This window comes from Microlunatus capsulatus (assembly GCF_017876495.1).
Lineage (GTDB): Bacteria > Actinomycetota > Actinomycetes > Propionibacteriales > Propionibacteriaceae > Microlunatus > Microlunatus capsulatus.
Genome location: NZ_JAGIOB010000001.1, coordinates 4,107,510 through 4,123,597 on the forward strand (window position 1 = coordinate 4,107,510; position 16,088 = coordinate 4,123,597).

Annotated in this window: 12 protein-coding genes; 6 read left to right on the top strand and 6 right to left on the bottom strand. The window is 73.3% G+C overall.

Annotation, left to right across the window (positions count from 1 at the left end; genetic code table 11):
• Positions 1-9: 9 nt before the first annotated feature.
• Both hrpA and JOF54_RS19090 read left to right on the top strand, forming a co-directional pair.
• Complete coding sequence (gene hrpA, locus JOF54_RS19085; protein WP_210058750.1) at positions 10-3,936, top strand: ATP-dependent RNA helicase HrpA; 3,927 nt, start codon at positions 10-12, stop codon at positions 3,934-3,936.
• A gap of 84 nt (positions 3,937-4,020) precedes the next feature.
• On the top strand, positions 4,021-4,911 hold the full coding sequence (locus JOF54_RS19090) for a proteasome assembly chaperone family protein (RefSeq protein ID WP_210058752.1): 891 nt from the start codon (positions 4,021-4,023) through the stop codon (positions 4,909-4,911).
• Positions 4,912-5,076: 165 nt separating this feature from the next.
• Here JOF54_RS19090 and JOF54_RS19095 read toward each other — a convergent pair whose 3' ends face one another.
• Both JOF54_RS19095 and JOF54_RS19100 read right to left on the bottom strand, forming a co-directional pair.
• The gene (locus JOF54_RS19095; RefSeq protein ID WP_307804385.1) at positions 5,077-5,778 is read right to left on the bottom strand and encodes an FAD-binding oxidoreductase; all 702 of its coding nucleotides are present in this window, start codon (positions 5,776-5,778) and stop codon (positions 5,077-5,079) included.
• 2 nt (positions 5,779-5,780) lie between these two features.
• Entirely contained in the window at positions 5,781-6,383 is a 603-nt protein-coding gene (locus JOF54_RS19100; RefSeq protein WP_210058754.1) for a sulfite oxidase-like oxidoreductase, read from the bottom strand.
• A 66-nt stretch (positions 6,384-6,449) separates the two neighbouring features.
• Between JOF54_RS19100 and JOF54_RS19105 the strand changes: the two genes are divergently transcribed.
• The gene (locus tag JOF54_RS19105; RefSeq protein ID WP_210058756.1) at positions 6,450-7,334 is read left to right on the top strand and encodes an acyl-CoA thioesterase; all 885 of its coding nucleotides are present in this window, start codon (positions 6,450-6,452) and stop codon (positions 7,332-7,334) included.
• A gap of 145 nt (positions 7,335-7,479) precedes the next feature.
• Here the strand turns inward: JOF54_RS19105 and JOF54_RS19110 are convergent, their stop codons facing one another.
• The 3 genes from JOF54_RS19110 to JOF54_RS19120 all read right to left on the bottom strand — a co-directional run bounded on the left by JOF54_RS19110 (position 7,480) and on the right by JOF54_RS19120 (position 11,366).
• Positions 7,480-8,430, bottom strand: coding sequence for a sigma-70 family RNA polymerase sigma factor (locus JOF54_RS19110; protein WP_210058758.1), 951 nt, complete (start codon positions 8,428-8,430; stop codon positions 7,480-7,482).
• A gap of 224 nt (positions 8,431-8,654) precedes the next feature.
• A complete protein-coding gene (locus JOF54_RS19115; protein ID WP_210058760.1) occupies positions 8,655-10,799 on the bottom strand; it encodes a S9 family peptidase in 2,145 nt (714 codons plus the stop codon).
• A gap of 12 nt (positions 10,800-10,811) precedes the next feature.
• Complete coding sequence (locus JOF54_RS19120; protein ID WP_210058762.1) at positions 10,812-11,366, bottom strand: nucleotidyltransferase domain-containing protein; 555 nt, start codon at positions 11,364-11,366, stop codon at positions 10,812-10,814.
• 75 nt (positions 11,367-11,441) lie between these two features.
• Between JOF54_RS19120 and JOF54_RS19125 the strand changes: the two genes are divergently transcribed.
• The 3 genes from JOF54_RS19125 to JOF54_RS19135 all read left to right on the top strand — a co-directional run bounded on the left by JOF54_RS19125 (position 11,442) and on the right by JOF54_RS19135 (position 15,018).
• Entirely contained in the window at positions 11,442-12,917 is a 1,476-nt protein-coding gene (locus tag JOF54_RS19125; protein ID WP_210058764.1) for a glutamate-cysteine ligase family protein, read from the top strand.
• Positions 12,917-13,357 (top strand): universal stress protein, encoded by a 441-nt coding sequence (locus JOF54_RS19130; RefSeq protein WP_210058766.1) that lies wholly within the window; start codon positions 12,917-12,919, stop codon positions 13,355-13,357. The genes JOF54_RS19125 and JOF54_RS19130 overlap by 1 nt, the downstream gene beginning before the upstream one ends.
• 254 nt (positions 13,358-13,611) lie before the next feature.
• Positions 13,612-15,018 carry an RNA polymerase sigma factor gene (locus JOF54_RS19135; protein WP_372443498.1) on the top strand — a complete coding sequence of 469 codons (1,407 nt, stop codon included), beginning with the start codon at positions 13,612-13,614 and terminating at the stop codon, positions 15,016-15,018.
• 241 nt (positions 15,019-15,259) lie between these two features.
• On the opposite strand, the gene def is transcribed toward JOF54_RS19135, so the two are convergent.
• Positions 15,260-15,829, bottom strand: coding sequence for a peptide deformylase (gene def / locus JOF54_RS19140; protein WP_210058770.1), 570 nt, complete (start codon positions 15,827-15,829; stop codon positions 15,260-15,262).
• Between the last annotated feature and the right edge of the window lie 259 nt (positions 15,830-16,088).

Genomic DNA, 16,088 nt, shown 5'->3' on the forward strand with positions numbered 1-16,088 from the left:
GCGCCTACCATGGACCCGGTGTCCAGCACGGTTGTCCCGGAGGTCCCCTCCGTCGCCTCGATCTCCTTCGACGAGGCGCTTCCGATCACCGCCTGGCACGACGAGATCGCGGCCACGATCGCCGCGCACCAGGTCGTCGTGGTGGCGGGCGAGACCGGCTCGGGCAAGACCACCCAGCTCCCCAAGATCTGCCTCGAGCTGGGACGCACCTCGATCGGGCACACCCAGCCCCGCCGGATCGCCGCCCGCACCGTCGCCGAGCGGATCGCCGAGGAGCTGCAGGTCGAGATCGGCGACCTCGTCGGCTACCAGGTCCGGTTCACCCGGATGGCCTCGCGGCAGACCCGGCTGAAGGTGATGACCGACGGCGTGCTGCTGGCCGAGATCGCCCACGACCGCGACCTGCGCCGCTACGACACGATCATCATCGACGAGGCCCACGAGCGCAGCCTCAACATCGACTTCCTGCTCGGCTACCTCAAGCAGCTGCTGGCCCGGCGCCGCGACCTCAAGCTGGTCGTCACCTCCGCCACCATCGACACCGCACGGTTCGCCGAGCACTTCGCGGCCGCCGACGGGACCCCGGCCCCGGTCATCGAGGTCTCGGGGCGGACCTTCCCCGTCGAGGTGCGCTACCGGCCGCTGCTGGACCCCGAGGCGGGCGGGGAGACCGACCAGATCGCCGGCATCACCGAGGCGGTCAAGGAGCTGAGCACCGTCGGCGACGGCGACATCCTCGTGTTCCTGTCCGGGGAGCGCGAGATCCGCGACACCGCCGAGGTGATCAACGGAATGGGCCTGCGCCGCACCGAGGTGCTGCCGCTCTACGCCCGGCTCTCGGCCGCCGAGCAGCACAAGGTGTTCCAGCGGCCGGGCTCGGCGACCAAGGGCACCGCGGGCAGCACCCGGCGGATCGTGCTGGCCACCAACGTCGCCGAGACCTCGCTGACCGTGCCCGGGATCCGCTACGTCGTCGACACCGGCACCGCCCGGATCTCGCGCTACTCGGCGCGCACGAAGGTGCAGCGGCTGCCCATCGAGCCGATCTCGCAGGCCTCGGCCAACCAGCGCTCCGGCCGCTGCGGCCGGGTGGCGCCCGGCGTGGCCATCCGGCTCTACGACGAGGAGGACTTCGCGGCCCGGCCCGAGTTCACCGAGCCGGAGATCCTGCGGACCAACCTCGCCTCGGTCATCCTGCAGATGACGGCCGCCGGCCTGGGCGACATCGCCGCCTTCCCCTTCGTCGAGGCCCCCGACGGCAGCCAGATCGCCGACGGCCTCCGGCTGCTGGAGGAGCTCGGCGCCCTGGCCGAGGGCGGCAGCCGCACCCGGGCCACGCTCACCGAGATCGGCCGCCGGCTCGCCGTGCTGCCCGTCGACCCGCGGATGGGCCGGATGCTGCTGGCGGCCGAGGAGCAGGGCTGCCTGCGCGAGATGCTCGTCATCGTCTCGGGGCTGAGCATCCAGGACCCCCGCGAGCGCCCGGCCGAGCACCGCGAGGCCGCCGACGCGCTGCACCGCCGCTTCTGGGCGGCCGCCCCGGCCCCCGGCACCGACCCGGCCGCGGACGCCGCCACCGAGGGCCCCGACCCCGACGGCAGCGACTTCGTCGCCCTGCTGCGGCTGTGGGACCACGTCAAGCAGGCGCAGCACGACCTGTCCGGCAACGCCTTCCGCCGGATGTGCCGCGACGAGTTCCTGCACTTCCTGCGGATCCGGGAGTGGCAGGACCTGCACAGCCAGCTCAAGCAGATCAGCCGGGACATCGGCCTGCACCGCAACGAGACCCCGGCCGCACCGTCGGCGGTGCACACCGCCGCCCTCAGCGGTCTGCTCTCCCACGTCGGGCTGGCCGAGGTCCGCGAGGAGAACCCCGGCAAGCCCGGCCAGCGCCGCAAGGGCCGCGCACCGGCCCGGGAGTACCTCGGCGCCCGCGGCACCCGCTTCGCCATCAACCCCGGCTCGAGCGTGGCCAAGAGCGCCCCGCCGCTGGTGATGGCCGCCGAGATCGTCGAGACGACACGGCTCTGGGCCCGCACCGTCGCCGGCATCACGGCCGAGCAGGTCGAGGACGTCGGCCGGCACCTGGTCAAGCGGAGCTACTCCGAGCCGCACTGGTCGGCGCGCGCCGGCTCGGTGCAGGCGTACGAGACCGTCAGCCTCTACGGCGTCCCGGTCATCGCCCGGCGGCCGGTGTCCTACGGGAAGGTCAACCCGGCCGAGGCCCGGGAGATCTTCCTGCGCTCGGCGCTCGTCGAGGGCCAGTGGCGGACCCGGCACCACTTCTACCGGGACAACCAGGCGCTGCGGGCCGAGGCCGAGGCGCTGGAGGAGCGGGCGCGGCGCCGCGACCTCGTCGTCGACGACGACACGATCTTCGCCTTCTACGACGCCCGGGTGCCCGCCGGCACCACCTCCGTCGCCCACTTCGACAGCTGGTGGAAGAAGGCCCGGCACGAGACGCCGGACCTGCTCACCATGACCCTCGACGACCTCACCACCGGCGCCGTCGACCAGCTCGACGCCGAGGCCTTCCCCGACACCTGGACCGTGCCGGGCAGCGAGGGCACCGAGCACGTGCTGGCCGTCGAGTACGTCTTCGAGCCCGGCACCGCCCGCGACGGCGTCACCGTGGCGATCCCCGTCACCGTCCTCAACCAGCTGGACCCGGCCCCGTTCAGCTGGCAGGTGCCCGGCCTGCGCGGCGAGCTGGCCACCGAGCTGGTCCGCTCGCTGCCCAAGGCGACCCGGCGCAGCTTCGTCCCCGCGCCCGAGTTCGCCGCCCGCGCCCTGGGCTGGCTCGCGCAGCACCCGGGCGGGCCGGGGGAGGCGCTGCCGCTCGCGCTGGCCCGCGCGCTCCGCGCCCTCACCGGCGAGGTCGTCGCGCCGGGGGAGTGGAACCCCGCCGCGGTCCCCGCGCACCTGCGGGTCCGCTTCACCGTCGTCGGCGACCGGTCCGGTGGCTCCGCCCCCGAGGTGCTCGGCGCGGGGGAGGACCTCGAGGAGCTCAAGCGGTCGCTGGCCCGCCAGGTCCGCCAGACCCTCTCCTCGGCCGCGGCCGAGCACACCCGCACGGGCCGGACCACGTGGGACTTCGGCCCGCTGCCCGAGCAGGTCCAGCTCAGCCGGGGCGGCCACGCCGTCGTCGGCTACCCGGCGCTGGTGGACGAGGGCGCCACGGTCGGCGTCGCCGTCCTCGACACCCCGGAGCGGCAGGCGACCAGCCACGCGGCCGGCCTGCGCCGCCTGGTGGTGCTGGGCACGCCCGACCCGACCAAGTGGGTCGTGGCGCACCTCGGCAACGCCGAGAAGCTGGCGCTGGGCCAGAGCCCGTACCCGTCGGTGCCCGACCTGCTGGCCGACGCCCGGCTGGCCTCGGTCGGCTCGCTGACCACCGCCGCCGGCGGCCCCGTGGTCCGCGACGCGGACGCCTTCCGCGCCCTGTGCGACACCGTGCGGGCCGACAACGCCGACCGGATGCGCGAGGTCGTCCGGCTGGCCGCCACGACGCTGACCGGGTGGCGCGGGGTGCTGGCCGACCTGCCGCGGGTCGAGGCCGTCAGCCCGCCCGCCGCGACCGACCTGCGCGAGCAGCTGGCCAACCTCGTCTTCGCCGGGTTCCTCGCCGCGACGGCGTACCCGCACCTGGTGGACCTGCCCCGCTACCTGCAGGCGGCCCGGGCGCGCGTCGACACGCTGCTCTCGGCCCCCGCCCGCGACCGGGCGCCGCTGGAGACGATCACCCGCTGCGAGGACGCCTACGCCGAGCTCTGCGCCGCCGTGCCGCCGGGCCCGCTGCCCGCGCACGTGGAGGAGGTGGGCTGGCTGCTGGAGGAGCTCCGGGTGGGGCTGTTCGCGCAGCCGATCCGCACCAAGGTGCCGGTGTCGGAGAAGCGCCTGGTGTCGGCGGTCAAGGCCTCCCGCGCCCGTCTCTGACCCCGGCCCGGCGGCGGCGGACGGGCTGTCCGGCCCCGGCGTCGCGCACGGCCCGGTCAGGCCGGCGCGGGTAGATTGGGCGCCATGATGGACCCGGCCGACCTCTACACCGTGGACGAGGCCGTCGCGGCCACCCTGGCGAACGCCCACCCCGTGCTGATCACCCAGCTCGACGGCTTTGTCGACGCCGGGCAGGCGGGTCGGCTGCTGTCGGCGCACCTGCTGGAGCACCTCGAGCACGAGGTGCTCGCCGAGTTCGACCACGACCAGCTGCACGACTACCGCAGCCGCCGTCCCGCGATGATCTTCGACACCGACCGCTGGAAGTCCTACGCCGACCTGCACCTGCGGCTGCACCGGGTCGTCGACGAGCAGGGCGAGGTCTTCCTGCTGCTCAGCGGCCCCGAGCCCGACGTCCAGTGGGAGCGGTTCTCCGCCGCCCTGGTCCAGCTCGTCGAGCGGCTGGGCGTCCGGCTGACCGTCAGCGTGCACGGCATCCCGATGGCCGTCCCGCACACCCGCCCGGTCACCCTGACCGCGCACGCCACCGACCCGGCTCTGGTGCAGGGCTACCGCAGCTGGATCGACCGGGTCGAGGTGCCGGCCAGCTTCACCGGCCTGCTGGAGTTCCGGCTGGGCCAGCTGGACCGCAAGGCGATGGGCTTCGCCGCCCACGTGCCGCACTACCTCGCCCAGGCGGCGTTCCCGGAGGCGGCGCTGACGCTGACGCGCTCGCTGAACCAGGCGACCGGGCTGGCCGTCCCGCTCGAGGCGCTGGAGAAGGCCTCGGCCGGCAACCTGGCCGACATCGCGGGGGAGATGGCCTCCTCCGGCGAGGTGCAGGAGCTGGTCTCCACCCTGGAGCAGCAGTACGACGCGATGAGGGCCGAGCAGCAGTCCGACCCGGTGCCCAGCGCCGAGGAGATCGCCGCGGAGTTCGAGAAGTTCCTCGCCGACCGCGAGAAGGACGTCTAGACCGCCCTTCCCGACCCCGCTCCCTGAGCTCGTCGAAGGGCCTTCGACAGGCTCAGGCCGCGGGGGTCCATTCGTTCCCTGAGCTCGTCGAAGGGCTTTCGACAGGCTCAGGCCGCCGTCGTGGAGCTCAGACCTCGGGTACGACGGGCGCAGCAGCGGGGCCGCTCAGCCGCTCGCGCCGAACCGCTCCACCCGGACCCGGCCGACGTCGACGCCGAGCCCGACCAGCAGGTCGCTCGCCCCGGCGGCGAAGGGCGCGGAGCCGCAGACGAAGCAGGTGGCGGCGTCGTCCAGCAGCGGGGCCACCTCGGCGGCCAGCAGCCGGCCGGCGGCGCGGCCCTGGGCGCTGACCTCCTGGGAGAGCGCGACGAGCGCCCCCGCGGCCGTCAGCTCCTCGGCGTAGGGGAGCCGGTCCAGGGTGCGGGCGGCGACGGCCAGCCGCAGCAGCTCGGGGCGCCCGACGTCGACGGCGTGCCGCAGCATCGCCACCAGGGGGACGACGCCGCTGCCGCCGGCCAGGCCCAGCGCTGGCCCGTCGGCGTCCCAGACGAACCAGCCGCCGACGGGGCCGCGCACCTCCAGCTGGTCACCCGGCTGGATGGCCTGCGCCAGATAGGGCGAGACCTCCCCGTCGGGCAGCTCCTCGACGTAGAGCTCGACGAGCGGGTCGGACGGCGCCGAGGCGAGCGAGTACGAGCGGGTGGCGGTGTAGCCGTCCTCGGCCCTCAGCCGGAGCACGTAGTGCTGGCCGGGCAGGTGGTCGACGCGGTCGGGCACCTCCAGCCGCAGCACCACCCCGTGCGGGTGCGGGTGCGCGACCTCGCGGACGGTGGCGGAGCGCCAGGGGCCGGCGGTGGGCGCGCGCACCCTCAGTCGCCCTGGTAGCGCTGCTCGCGCCAGGGGTCGCCGAGGTCGTGGTAGCCGTTGCGCTCCCAGAAGCCGTGCTGGTCGTGGTCGAGCAGGGTCAGCCGGGTCACCCACTTCGCCGACTTCCAGAAGTACAGGTGCGGCACCAGCAGCCGGACGGGACCGCCGTGGTCGTGGGTGAGCGGCTTCCCGTCGAAGCTCCAGACCACCCAGGCCTGCCCGCCGCGGACGTGCTCCAGCGGGAGGTTGGTCGTGTAGCCCGTCGTCGAGGTGGCCAGCACGTGGGAGGCCTCCGCGGTGGGGGCGGCGGCGTCCAGCAGCACGTCGACGCTGACGCCCTCGAAGGTCGTGCCGAACTTCGACCAGGTCGTGACGCAGTGGATCGGGCCCTCGTAGACCGACGGGGGGAGCGCGTGCATCTCGTCCCAGCTCCACGTCGTGGGGTGCTCGACGAGGCCGTCCACGCTCATCGTCCAGCGCTGCGGGTCGATCTGCGGGGTGACCTCGGCCGTCAGCACCGGCCACTCCGTCCCGACGTCGTACTGGCCGGGCGGGAGGTCGTCCCGCGGTGGTCGCCGTCGCCCCGTGAACCCGAACTGCGCCATCTCGTCCTCCTCGTCTGCGGTCCTGGCTCCATCCTGGCGCACGCGGCCCTGGATAGGCTGCGCCGCATGCCCCAGTCCGTGGACGAGCTGATCGCGCTGCTGGACCTCGAGGAGATCGAGGTCGGCCTCTACCGCGCCCGCCAGCCGCGCAGCCGGCTGCAGCGGGTGTTCGGGGGCCAGGTGCTGGCCCAGGCGCTGCTGGCGGCCAGCCGGACCGTCCCGGCCGAGCGGACGGTGCACTCCCTGCACGCGTACTTCCTCGTCGCCGGCCGGACCGACATGCCGATCGTCTACGACGTGGAGACGGTCCGCGACGGCGGCTCGTTCTCCTCCCGCCGGGTGGTGGCCCGCCAGGCGGGCCAGGTGATCTTCTACCTCTCCGCCTCGTTCCACCGGCTCGAGGAGGGCTACGAGCACGCCGACCCGGTGCCCGAGGGCGTCCCCGCCCCCGAGGACTGCCCCCGGCTGAGCGACGCCCTGGCCCGCGCCTCGGGCCGGGCCTCGTCCGCGGCCTGGGAGGAGGAGTGGGGCGCCATCGACGCCCGCTACGTCGGCGACTCCCGCCTCGGCGGCCTCCCGCCCGACCCGGAGCACCCGGCCCGGGCCCGCGTCTGGGTCCGCACCAGCGCCCCCCTGCCCGACGACCCCCGCCTGCACGAGGCGGCCCTGGCCTTCATCAGCGACCTCACCCTGCTCTCGGCCAGCACGGTCCCGCACGGCGTCCTCATCGGCCTCGACGTCCAGGCGGCCTCCATCGACCACGCCATGTGGTTCCACCGCCCCTTCCGCGCGGACGAGTGGCTCCTCTACGACCAGATCTCCCCCTCGGCGAACCGCGCCCTGGGCCTCTCGACGGCCCGCCTCTTCCAGCACGGCACCCTCGTCAGCGACGTCGCCCAGGAAGGCCTCATCCGCCCCAAGAGGCCCCGCCCACCCACGAGCGCCAGCTGACCCGACCCCGGAGCGCCGCAGGCCCCCGGAGCTGCGAGCAGCAGGGCGCCCGTCTGAGGCGCCCGCTGCGCAGCAGCTCCCATGAACGCAGAACGACCCGGAGGGGGGCTCCGGGTCGTTCCTGTGCGGTACTGGCCGCGAGGGGTCAGGCAGCCAGTACGGACTTGCCGCGCAGCTTCGCGATGGCGTGGCGCTCGATCTGGCGGACGCGCTCGGCGGTGATGCCCCACACGGCACCGATGTCGGCGAGCTTGGCCTGACGGCCGTCGACCAGACCGTAGCGGCGCCGCACCACGTCGGCCGAGCGGTCGTCCAGGGTGGAGAGCATCGCCTCGAGGCGGGCGTGCTCCTCGGCGTCGAGGAAGACCTCGTCGGGACCGGGCATCGGCTCGCGGGCGATCAGGTCGCCGAGGGCGGTGTCGCCGCCCTCCTCGACGGGGGCGTCCAGGCTGACGTGGTCACGGCCGTAGCGGATCAGGTCCAGCACCCGCTCGGGCTCGAGGTCCATCTCGGCGGCGATCTCCTCGATCTCGGGGTCCCGGCCGAGGCGGCGCTCCAGGGTGCGCCGGACGGCGCCGACCTGGTTGACCTGCTCGGCGACGTGCACCGGGAGCCGGACGATGCGGCCCTGCTGGGCGATGCCGCGGCTGATGGACTGCCGCACCCACCAGGTGCCGTAGGTGGAGAACTTGAAGCCCTTGGTGTAGTCGAACTTCTCGACCGCACGGATGAGGCCGGTGTTGCCCTCCTGCACCAGGTCGAGCAGCGGCATCTGCGAGCGCCCGTACTTGCGGGCGACGGAGACGACGAGGCGGAGGTTGGCGGTCACGAAGCGGTGCATGGCGCGCTGGCCCTCCTCGACGAGGAACTGCAGCTCGGCCTTGGTGGGGCGCTTCGCCCCCTTGCCGCGCTCGGCGGCGGTGACGTCACCGTTCAGGATGTGCTCGGCGTAGAGACCCAGCTCGATCGACTGGGCGAGCTCGACCTCTTCCTCGGCACTCAGCAGCGGAGTCTTGGCAATGCCTTCCAGATATAGTCCGACCGCATCCTTGCCATCGATGCCCTCGGAAACTCGCGAACGAGCAGTTGCTGCCACGGTGGCCCCTTTCGTTGCCTTCGACAGATTCAACGTCCGGGGGGTCTGGAAGGATTCCTCTGCTGCCCTGAAGAATCGCTGAGACGTACCCGGGGTGAACCCTCGCTCCTACTTCGGAACGGACGAAGACACCGGATGCACACCCATCCGAACCCTCAGCATCTCCACAGCCGACGGGGACGCCCTCCGCGCCGGAGCGGGAGGGCGTCGACCGGACGGGCTGCTCAGGCGGTGATCTGGTCGAGGATCCAGGCGTACTCGAAGGCTGTCTCGCGCCAGCTCTTGTAGCGGCCGCTGACGCCGCCGTGGCCGGCCGTCATCTCGGTCTTGAGCAGGACGGGCCGGTCGTCGGCGTTCGTGGCCGTGTGCCGGAGCTCGGCCACCCACTTCGCCGGCTCGACGTAGTAGACGCGGGTGTCGTTGAGGCTGGTGGTGGCCAGGACGGCCGGGTAGGGCCGCGCCTGCACGTTCTCGTAGGGCGTGTAGCCCTTCATGTAGGCGTAGACCTCGGGGTCGTGCAGCGGGTCGCCCCACTCCTCCCACTCGATGACGGTGAGCGGCAGCTCCGGGTCGAGGATCGTCGTCAGCGCGTCGACGAACGGGACGCCGGCGTGCACCGCCCGGAACTTCTCGGGCGCCAGGTTGGCGACGGCGCCCATCAGCAGCCCGCCGGCGCTGGCCCCGCGGGCGGCGAGCCGGTCGCTGCTGGTGTAGCCGTGCTCCAGCAGGTGGTCGGCAGCGGCGACGAAGTCGGTGAAGGTGTTGCGCTTGGTGAGGGTCTTGCCGTCCTCGTACCAGCGCCGTCCCATCTCCCCGCCGCCGCGGACGTGGGCGATGGCGAAGACGACCCCGCGGTCCAGCAGGGAGAGCCGGGCCAGCGAGAACGTCGGCTCGATGCTGATCTCGTAGGAGCCGTAGCCGTAGAGCAGGGCGGGCGCGGAGCCGTCGAGCGGGACGTCGGCCCGGCGCACGATCGACAGCGGCACGCGGGTGCCGTCGTCGGCGGTGGCCCAGGCGCGCTCCTGCACGTAGCGGTCCGGGTCGTAGGGCCCGTGGGTCGGGTCGGGCAGCACCTGCGTGCGCTTGAGCAGGGTCAGCTCGCCGGTGGCCAGGGTGTAGTCGTAGACCGAGTCCGGGGTGAGCATCGAGGCGTAGCTGAGCCGGATCGTCGGGGTGTCGTACTCCGCCTCCCCGTGGGCGTCGACGACGTGCAGGGTCTCCTCGAAGGCGATGTCGGCGCCGGACCCGAAGTCGCCGGCCGTGTCACGGGGGAGCACGTGCAGCGCGGTCAGGCCGGCGCGGCGCAGCGAGACGACCGCGTGCCCGGCGTAGGCGCTGACGCCCAGCAGCCGGACGCCGGGCTGGTGGGGGAGCACCGTCTCCCACTGCTCCGGGCCGGTGGCGTCCAGCGGGGCCTGGGCCAGCGCGAAGTCCTCGGCCCCGCCGTCGTTGTGGACGATCAGCAGGCGGTCGCCCGCGGGCTCGACGTCGTACTCGACGCCCTCGCGGCGCGGGGCCACCAGCCGGGGCTCGCTCTCGGGCTGGTCCGCCGGCAGCAGGTGGTACTCCGAGGTGAGCTTGGAGCCCATCCCGATGACGACCCACCGGTCGTCGCGGCTGGTGTCGACGCCCACCCAGAAGCGCTCGTCGGGCTCGGTGAGGACCACGGCGTCGTCGGCCGGGTTGGTGCCCAGCCGGTGCCGCAGCACCACGTGCGGCCGCCAGGCCTCGTCGGCGCGGGTGTAGAAGAGGTGGCTGCTGCCGGCCCAGGCGACGCCGTAGGCGGTGTCCTCGACGACGTCGGGCAGCTCGGCCCCCGTCGTCAGGTCCCGGATGCGGAGGGTGAAGCGCTCGCCGCCGGTGGTGTCCACCGAGTAGGCCAGCAGCCGCCCGTCCTCGGACACGCTGGAGGCGCCGACGGAGAAGAAGTCGTGCCCCTCCGCCTCGGCGTTGCCGTCCAGCAGGACCTGCTCGCCCTCGATGGCGCCCGAGGGGTCGGGCGGGGTGGCGCGGTCGCGGGCGGGCACCCGGCAGAAGATCGCGTACTCCGAGCCCTCGACGGTGCGGCTGTAGTACCAGTACGCGTCGCCGCCGCGGTGGGAGGCGTAGCCGGGCACCGAGAGGTCGGTCTCCTGGGTGCGCGCCTTGATCTCGCCGAAGACAGCCTCGGTGAGGTCGGCCAGGTGGGCCGTCCGGGCCTCGGTGTAGCGGTTCTCGGCCTCGAGGTGGGCGATGACCTCGGGGTCGTCCTTGTCGCGCAGCCACTCGTAGTGGTCGGTGACGGTGTCGCCGTGGTGGGTCCGCACGTGGGGCCGCCGCTCGGCGGTCGGCGCGACGGCGGCGGTGGTCCGGTCGGAGGGAGCAGGCATAGTTCCCGAACCCTAGTCGTCGTCGTGGGTCGGGCGGTCCGGCCTAGCGGGATGCGGGCGCGCGTCCGCCCCCTCGAGCCCGTCCACCGCGTCCACGCCGTCCAGCGTGTCGAGCAGGGCGAGGTCGTGGCGGTCCTGCGGCCGGGGCGGGTAGCCGGTGCGGAAGACGCGCTGCCGCGCGACGGAGAGGCAGGCCAGGCGGTGTCCCTCGAGCACGCCGCTGACCAGGTCCCGGGCCGGGTAGGCGAAGGTCGTGCCGTCGGGTCCGGCCTGGACGCCGTCGCCGGCCGCGTCGAGCACGACGGGGTGCAGGTCGACCCAGCGGGCGCCGGGTGCGGCCAGCTCCAGCCGGACGGGCAGCCAGTCGGTCTCGGGCCGGTAGCCCAGGGCGGCCAGGGCGGTGACGGCGGGCCCCAGGCCCTGCGCGTCGACGGCGAGGTCGAGGTCGCGGTGCGCCCGGGTGACCCGGCCGACGAGGACGTCGACGCCCCAGCCGCCGCCCACCCACCAGCGCACGCCCACGGCGTCGATCGCCCCGGTGACGGCGAGCACGTCGGTCAGCAGCACGGCCGCCACGCTAGCCCCGTCCACCGGGGGCACCGGAGGAGTTGACCGGGCGCGCCGGTAGGACAGGATGTGCGCATGGGAGCCGAGGTCGACCAGACCACGTTCACGCGCGAGGACCGCAAGCGCCACCGGGAGAAGGTCCGCAAGGGCCTGGACGTCCTCGCGCGGATGCTCACCGAGTCCCGCTTCGACTTCGAGCGCCCGATGGTGGGCCTGGAGATCGAGCTGAACCTCGTCGACGAGCAGTGCGAGCCGGCGATGCGCAACGCCGAGGTGCTGCAGGCCATCGCCGACCCGGCCTTCGTCACCGAGCTGGGCCGGTTCAACATCGAGATCAACGTGCCGCCCCGGCGGCTCAGCGAGTCGGGCTTCACCCGCTTCGAGGAGTCGGTGCGGGCGGCGCTGAACGCCGCCGAGCCCAAGGCGCAGGCGATCGGCGCGCAGACGGTGATGGTCGGCATCCTGCCCACGCTGCGGCCGGAGCACGTGCAGCTCGGCAACCTCAGCGAGAACCCGCGCTACTCCCTGCTGGACCAGCAGATCTTCGCCGCGCGGGGGGAGGACCTCGAGATCGTCGTCGACGGCGTCGAGCGGCTGCAGATGGTCTCCGACACCATCACCCCCGAGGCGGCCTGCACCTCGACCCAGGTCCACCTCCAGGTCAGCCCGGACGACTTCGCCGGGTACTGGAACGCCGCGCAGGCCATCGCCGGCGTGCAGGTGGCGGTGGGGGCCAACTCGCCCTACCTGTTCGGCCGCGAGCTGTACGCGGAGTCGCGGATCCCGCTGTTCGAGCAGAGCACCGATACCCGCCCCGAGGAGCTCAAGGTGCAGGGCGTCCGGCCGCGGGTGTGGTTCGGCGAGCGCTGGGTGACCTCGATCTTCGACCTCTTCGAGGAGAACTCGCGCTACTTCCCGGCTCTCCTGCCCATCACCAGCGACGAGGACCCGGCGGCGGTGCTGGACGCCGGCGGTGTGCCCGAGCTCGAGGAGCTCAAGCTGCACAACGGCACGGTCTACCGCTGGAACCGGCCGGTCTACGACGTCTCCGACGGCGGGCCGCACCTGCGGGTGGAGAACCGCGTGCTGCCGGCCGGGCCGACGGTCGTCGACACCCTCGCCAACGCGGCCTTCTTCGCCGGCCTGGTGCGGGCGCTGGCCGACGACGACCGGCCGCTGTGGAGCCAGATGTCGTTCCAGGCGGCGCACGACAACTTCGTCGTCGGCTCCCGCCACGGCATCGCCGCCGAGCTCTACTGGCCGGGAGTCGGCCACGTCCCGGCCGCCGAGCTGGTGGTGCGCAAGCTGCTGCCGCGCGCGGCGGAGGGGCTGGCGCTGTGGGGCGTCTCCGACGCCGAGAGCGGGCGGCTGCTGGACATCGTCGAGCGACGCTGCCTGCGGGGGGCCAACGGCGCCACCTGGCAGACTGCCGAGGTGCACCGTCGGGAGCGGGCGGGGGAGTCGCGCGAGCAGGCCCTGCGCGGGATGCTCGGCCGCTACCTGGACGGGATGCACAGCAACGAGCCGGTACACACCTGGGGGACGGACTGATGGCCGAGACGCAGCAGGCAGAGGGCCCGGCGGCGACGCCGGTCCCGGCCGCGACCGCCGGCGGCGGGTCGACGCGGGTGATCGTCGTCGGCTACTCGGCCAAGCCCGAGGGGCGGGCCGCGCTGGCCCGGGCCCTGGCCGAGGCGCGCGCCCGCGACGCCGAGGTCGTCGTCGTGCACACCTCACCCGACGCCGAGCTGGCCGACCTGCGGGCCGAGCTGGCCGCGTCCGGCGTCCCGCACGAGCTCAAGGAGGCCGCGGACGCGCTCGACCCGGCCGAGGAGCTCATCACCACCGCCGACGCCCGCGACGCCGAGTTCATCGTCATCGGCCTGCGCAAGCGCTCGCCGGTCGGCAAGCTGCTGCTGGGCAGCAACGCCCAGCGCGTGCTGCTGGACGCGGCCTGCCCGGTGCTGGCCGTCAAGGCCGAGTCGGCCTGAGCCCGCCGACCGGGGCGGTCGGCCCTGGTCACCCGCCCGCGCGTCGGCCGACGCGCGGGACCCCCGGAGGACGGGGCCGTCAGGCGCTCGCGCGTACGCTGAGAGACGGTCGTCCGGATGCGAGGCTGAGGGACTCTCGGCAGATCCTCAGTGCGCTGTTTGGAGGACCGTGCCAGAATACGTGTCGGAGCTCCTGTTGACATCCACGGGACTCTGCCTGCCCTGTTCCACCTCGCAAGCCCGAGAGGTTCTTTGTGACACCCCCCTCCCACGCAGACTCGTCCTCCCCCGTCGTGAGCGCCGCGCCTGACCGAGCGCCCCAGGTGAGCGCTCCGGTCAAGAAGGCCCCGGCGAAGCGGGCCCCGGCGAAGAAGGCCGCGCTCAAGGCGGTCACCACCGAGGGCGGGACCCCGACCAAGCGCGCGTCGACCGCGAAGGCGAAGGCGGCGGCCGCCCCGGTCGCCGGCGACGACGCGGTGCCCGCCGAGCTCGAGGACATCAGCGTCGAGGAGCTGGCCGCAGCCGTGCCCGAGGGCGAGGTGGCCGGCGCCGACGTCGTCGTCGAGATCGACGCCGACGAGGTCGTCGTCACGGTCGGCAAGAAGCTGACGCTGGACGACGTCGACGAGAACGCCTTCGAGCCCGCCAAGGTCGCGCCGCTGGAGAAGGAGCTCGTCGAGGACCAGGGCTTCGTGCTCTCGGCCGCCGACGACGCCGACGAGCCCGAGCAGCAGGTCATGGTGGCCGGTGCCACCGCCGACCCGGTCAAGGACTACCTGAAGCAGATCGGCAAGGTCGCGCTGCTGAACGCCGAGATGGAGGTCGAGCTCGCCAAGCGGATCGAGGCCGGCCTCTTCGCGGACGAGAAGATCGCCGACCCCAAGGTCAAGACCAAGGCCGCCCAGCTCGAGGACTTCGAGTGGATCGCCGAGGACGGCCGCCGCGCCAAGAACCACCTGCTCGAGGCCAACCTGCGCCTCGTCGTCAGCCTGGCCAAGCGCTACACCGGCCGCGGCATGCTCTTCCTGGACCTGATCCAGGAGGGCAACCTGGGCCTGATCCGTGCGGTCGAGAAGTTCGACTACACCAAGGGCTACAAGTTCTCCACCTACGCGACGTGGTGGATCCGCCAGGCCATCACCCGGGCCATGGCCGACCAGGCCCGCACCATCCGCATCCCGGTGCACATGGTCGAGGTCATCAACAAGCTCGCCCGCGTCCAGCGCCAGATGCTGCAGGACCTGGGCCGCGAGCCCACCCCGGAGGAGCTCGCCAAGGAGCTCGACATGACCCCGGAGAAGGTCGTGGAGGTGCAGAAGTACGGGCGCGAGCCCATCTCGCTGCACACCCCGCTGGGTGAGGACGGCGACTCCGAGTTCGGCGACCTCATCGAGGACTCCGAGGCGGTCGTGCCGGCCGACGCCGTCAGCTTCACCCTCCTGCAGGAGCAGCTGCACGACGTGCTCGACACCCTGAGCGAGCGCGAGGCCGGCGTGGTCTCGATGCGCTTCGGCCTCACCGACGGCCAGCCGAAGACGCTGGACGAGATCGGCAAGGTCTACGGCGTGACCCGCGAGCGGATCCGCCAGATCGAGTCGAAGACGATGAGCAAGCTGCGGCACCCGTCGCGCTCGCAGGTCCTGCGCGACTACCTGGACTGAGGTCCCGGCCGGGTCTCCCGGGTTCGACAGCTGGTGCAGGAGGGGCAGGACGCGCTCAGGGCGCGTCCTGCCCCTCGCGCCGTCTCCGCCGAATCGCCGGTCGCCTGGTCGTCGCGCTGACCCTGGGGCGCTCCCCTCACCGGCCCGCGCCCGAGAGCATCTCCGTGGGCGTCGGCAGTGCGTGGAGGATGCTGGAGGGGCGGAGCGCCCCCGGCGCCGAGCCTCGCTCAGCGCGCTCCGGTCAGGCAGTGCTCGCGCGACGACGGGCGGCAGCCCGGAGCGGGGCGTGCGGGCTGAACCGGATCTCGGGCACGACGCCACCGCTCCACTCAGCCTCTCGGATCGCGGCCTCAGCGGCCTGCCTGGTCCGGGGGTCGAGTCGGTCGACGAACAAGATGCCGTCGAGGTGGTCGGTCTCGTGCTCGATGATCACCGAGAGCCGACCGCGCCCCTCGACGCGGAGGGGCTCGCCGTGCATCGTGAAGCCGGTGGTGACCACGTGCAGGGGGCGTCGGCAGTCGAAGGGCAGATCGGGGATCGAGAGGCAGCCTTCTGGGCCGACCTGCTCTTCGTCCCCGATGACCTCGACCTGCGGGTTGACGACGTGGCCGATCTCGCCTTCGACGACGTAGGTGAAGACCCGGAGGCCCACGCCGATCTGCGGTGCTGCGATCCCGCCGCCGTTCGCATCGATCATCGTGTCCGTGAGATCGCGGACCAGGTCCCGCAGCTCCTTGTCGAAGTCCACGACCGGCGCCGCCTTCTGCCGCAGGATCGGGTCGCCGAAGAGTCGGATCGGTCTGGTGGCCATGGTCCTCCATCGTGGGAACGGTGAGCGAGCACGCGTCGAGCGGGGCGACCAAGTCCACCACGTGGTGAGTCGCGAGGTCCGACGGGGCACAGCGTGACGAAGCGCGGGGGCCGGCGCGATGGGGTCGGATCACGGTCGAGCTGGTCGAGCTGCGCACGCAGCCGGCCGTGCGCCACCGTGACGGTCGTGCCCACGCCGCCGAGGTCGACGTGCCGGCCGGTGACGGGGGCACTGCGCCGCTTCCTCGTCCGGGCGCTGC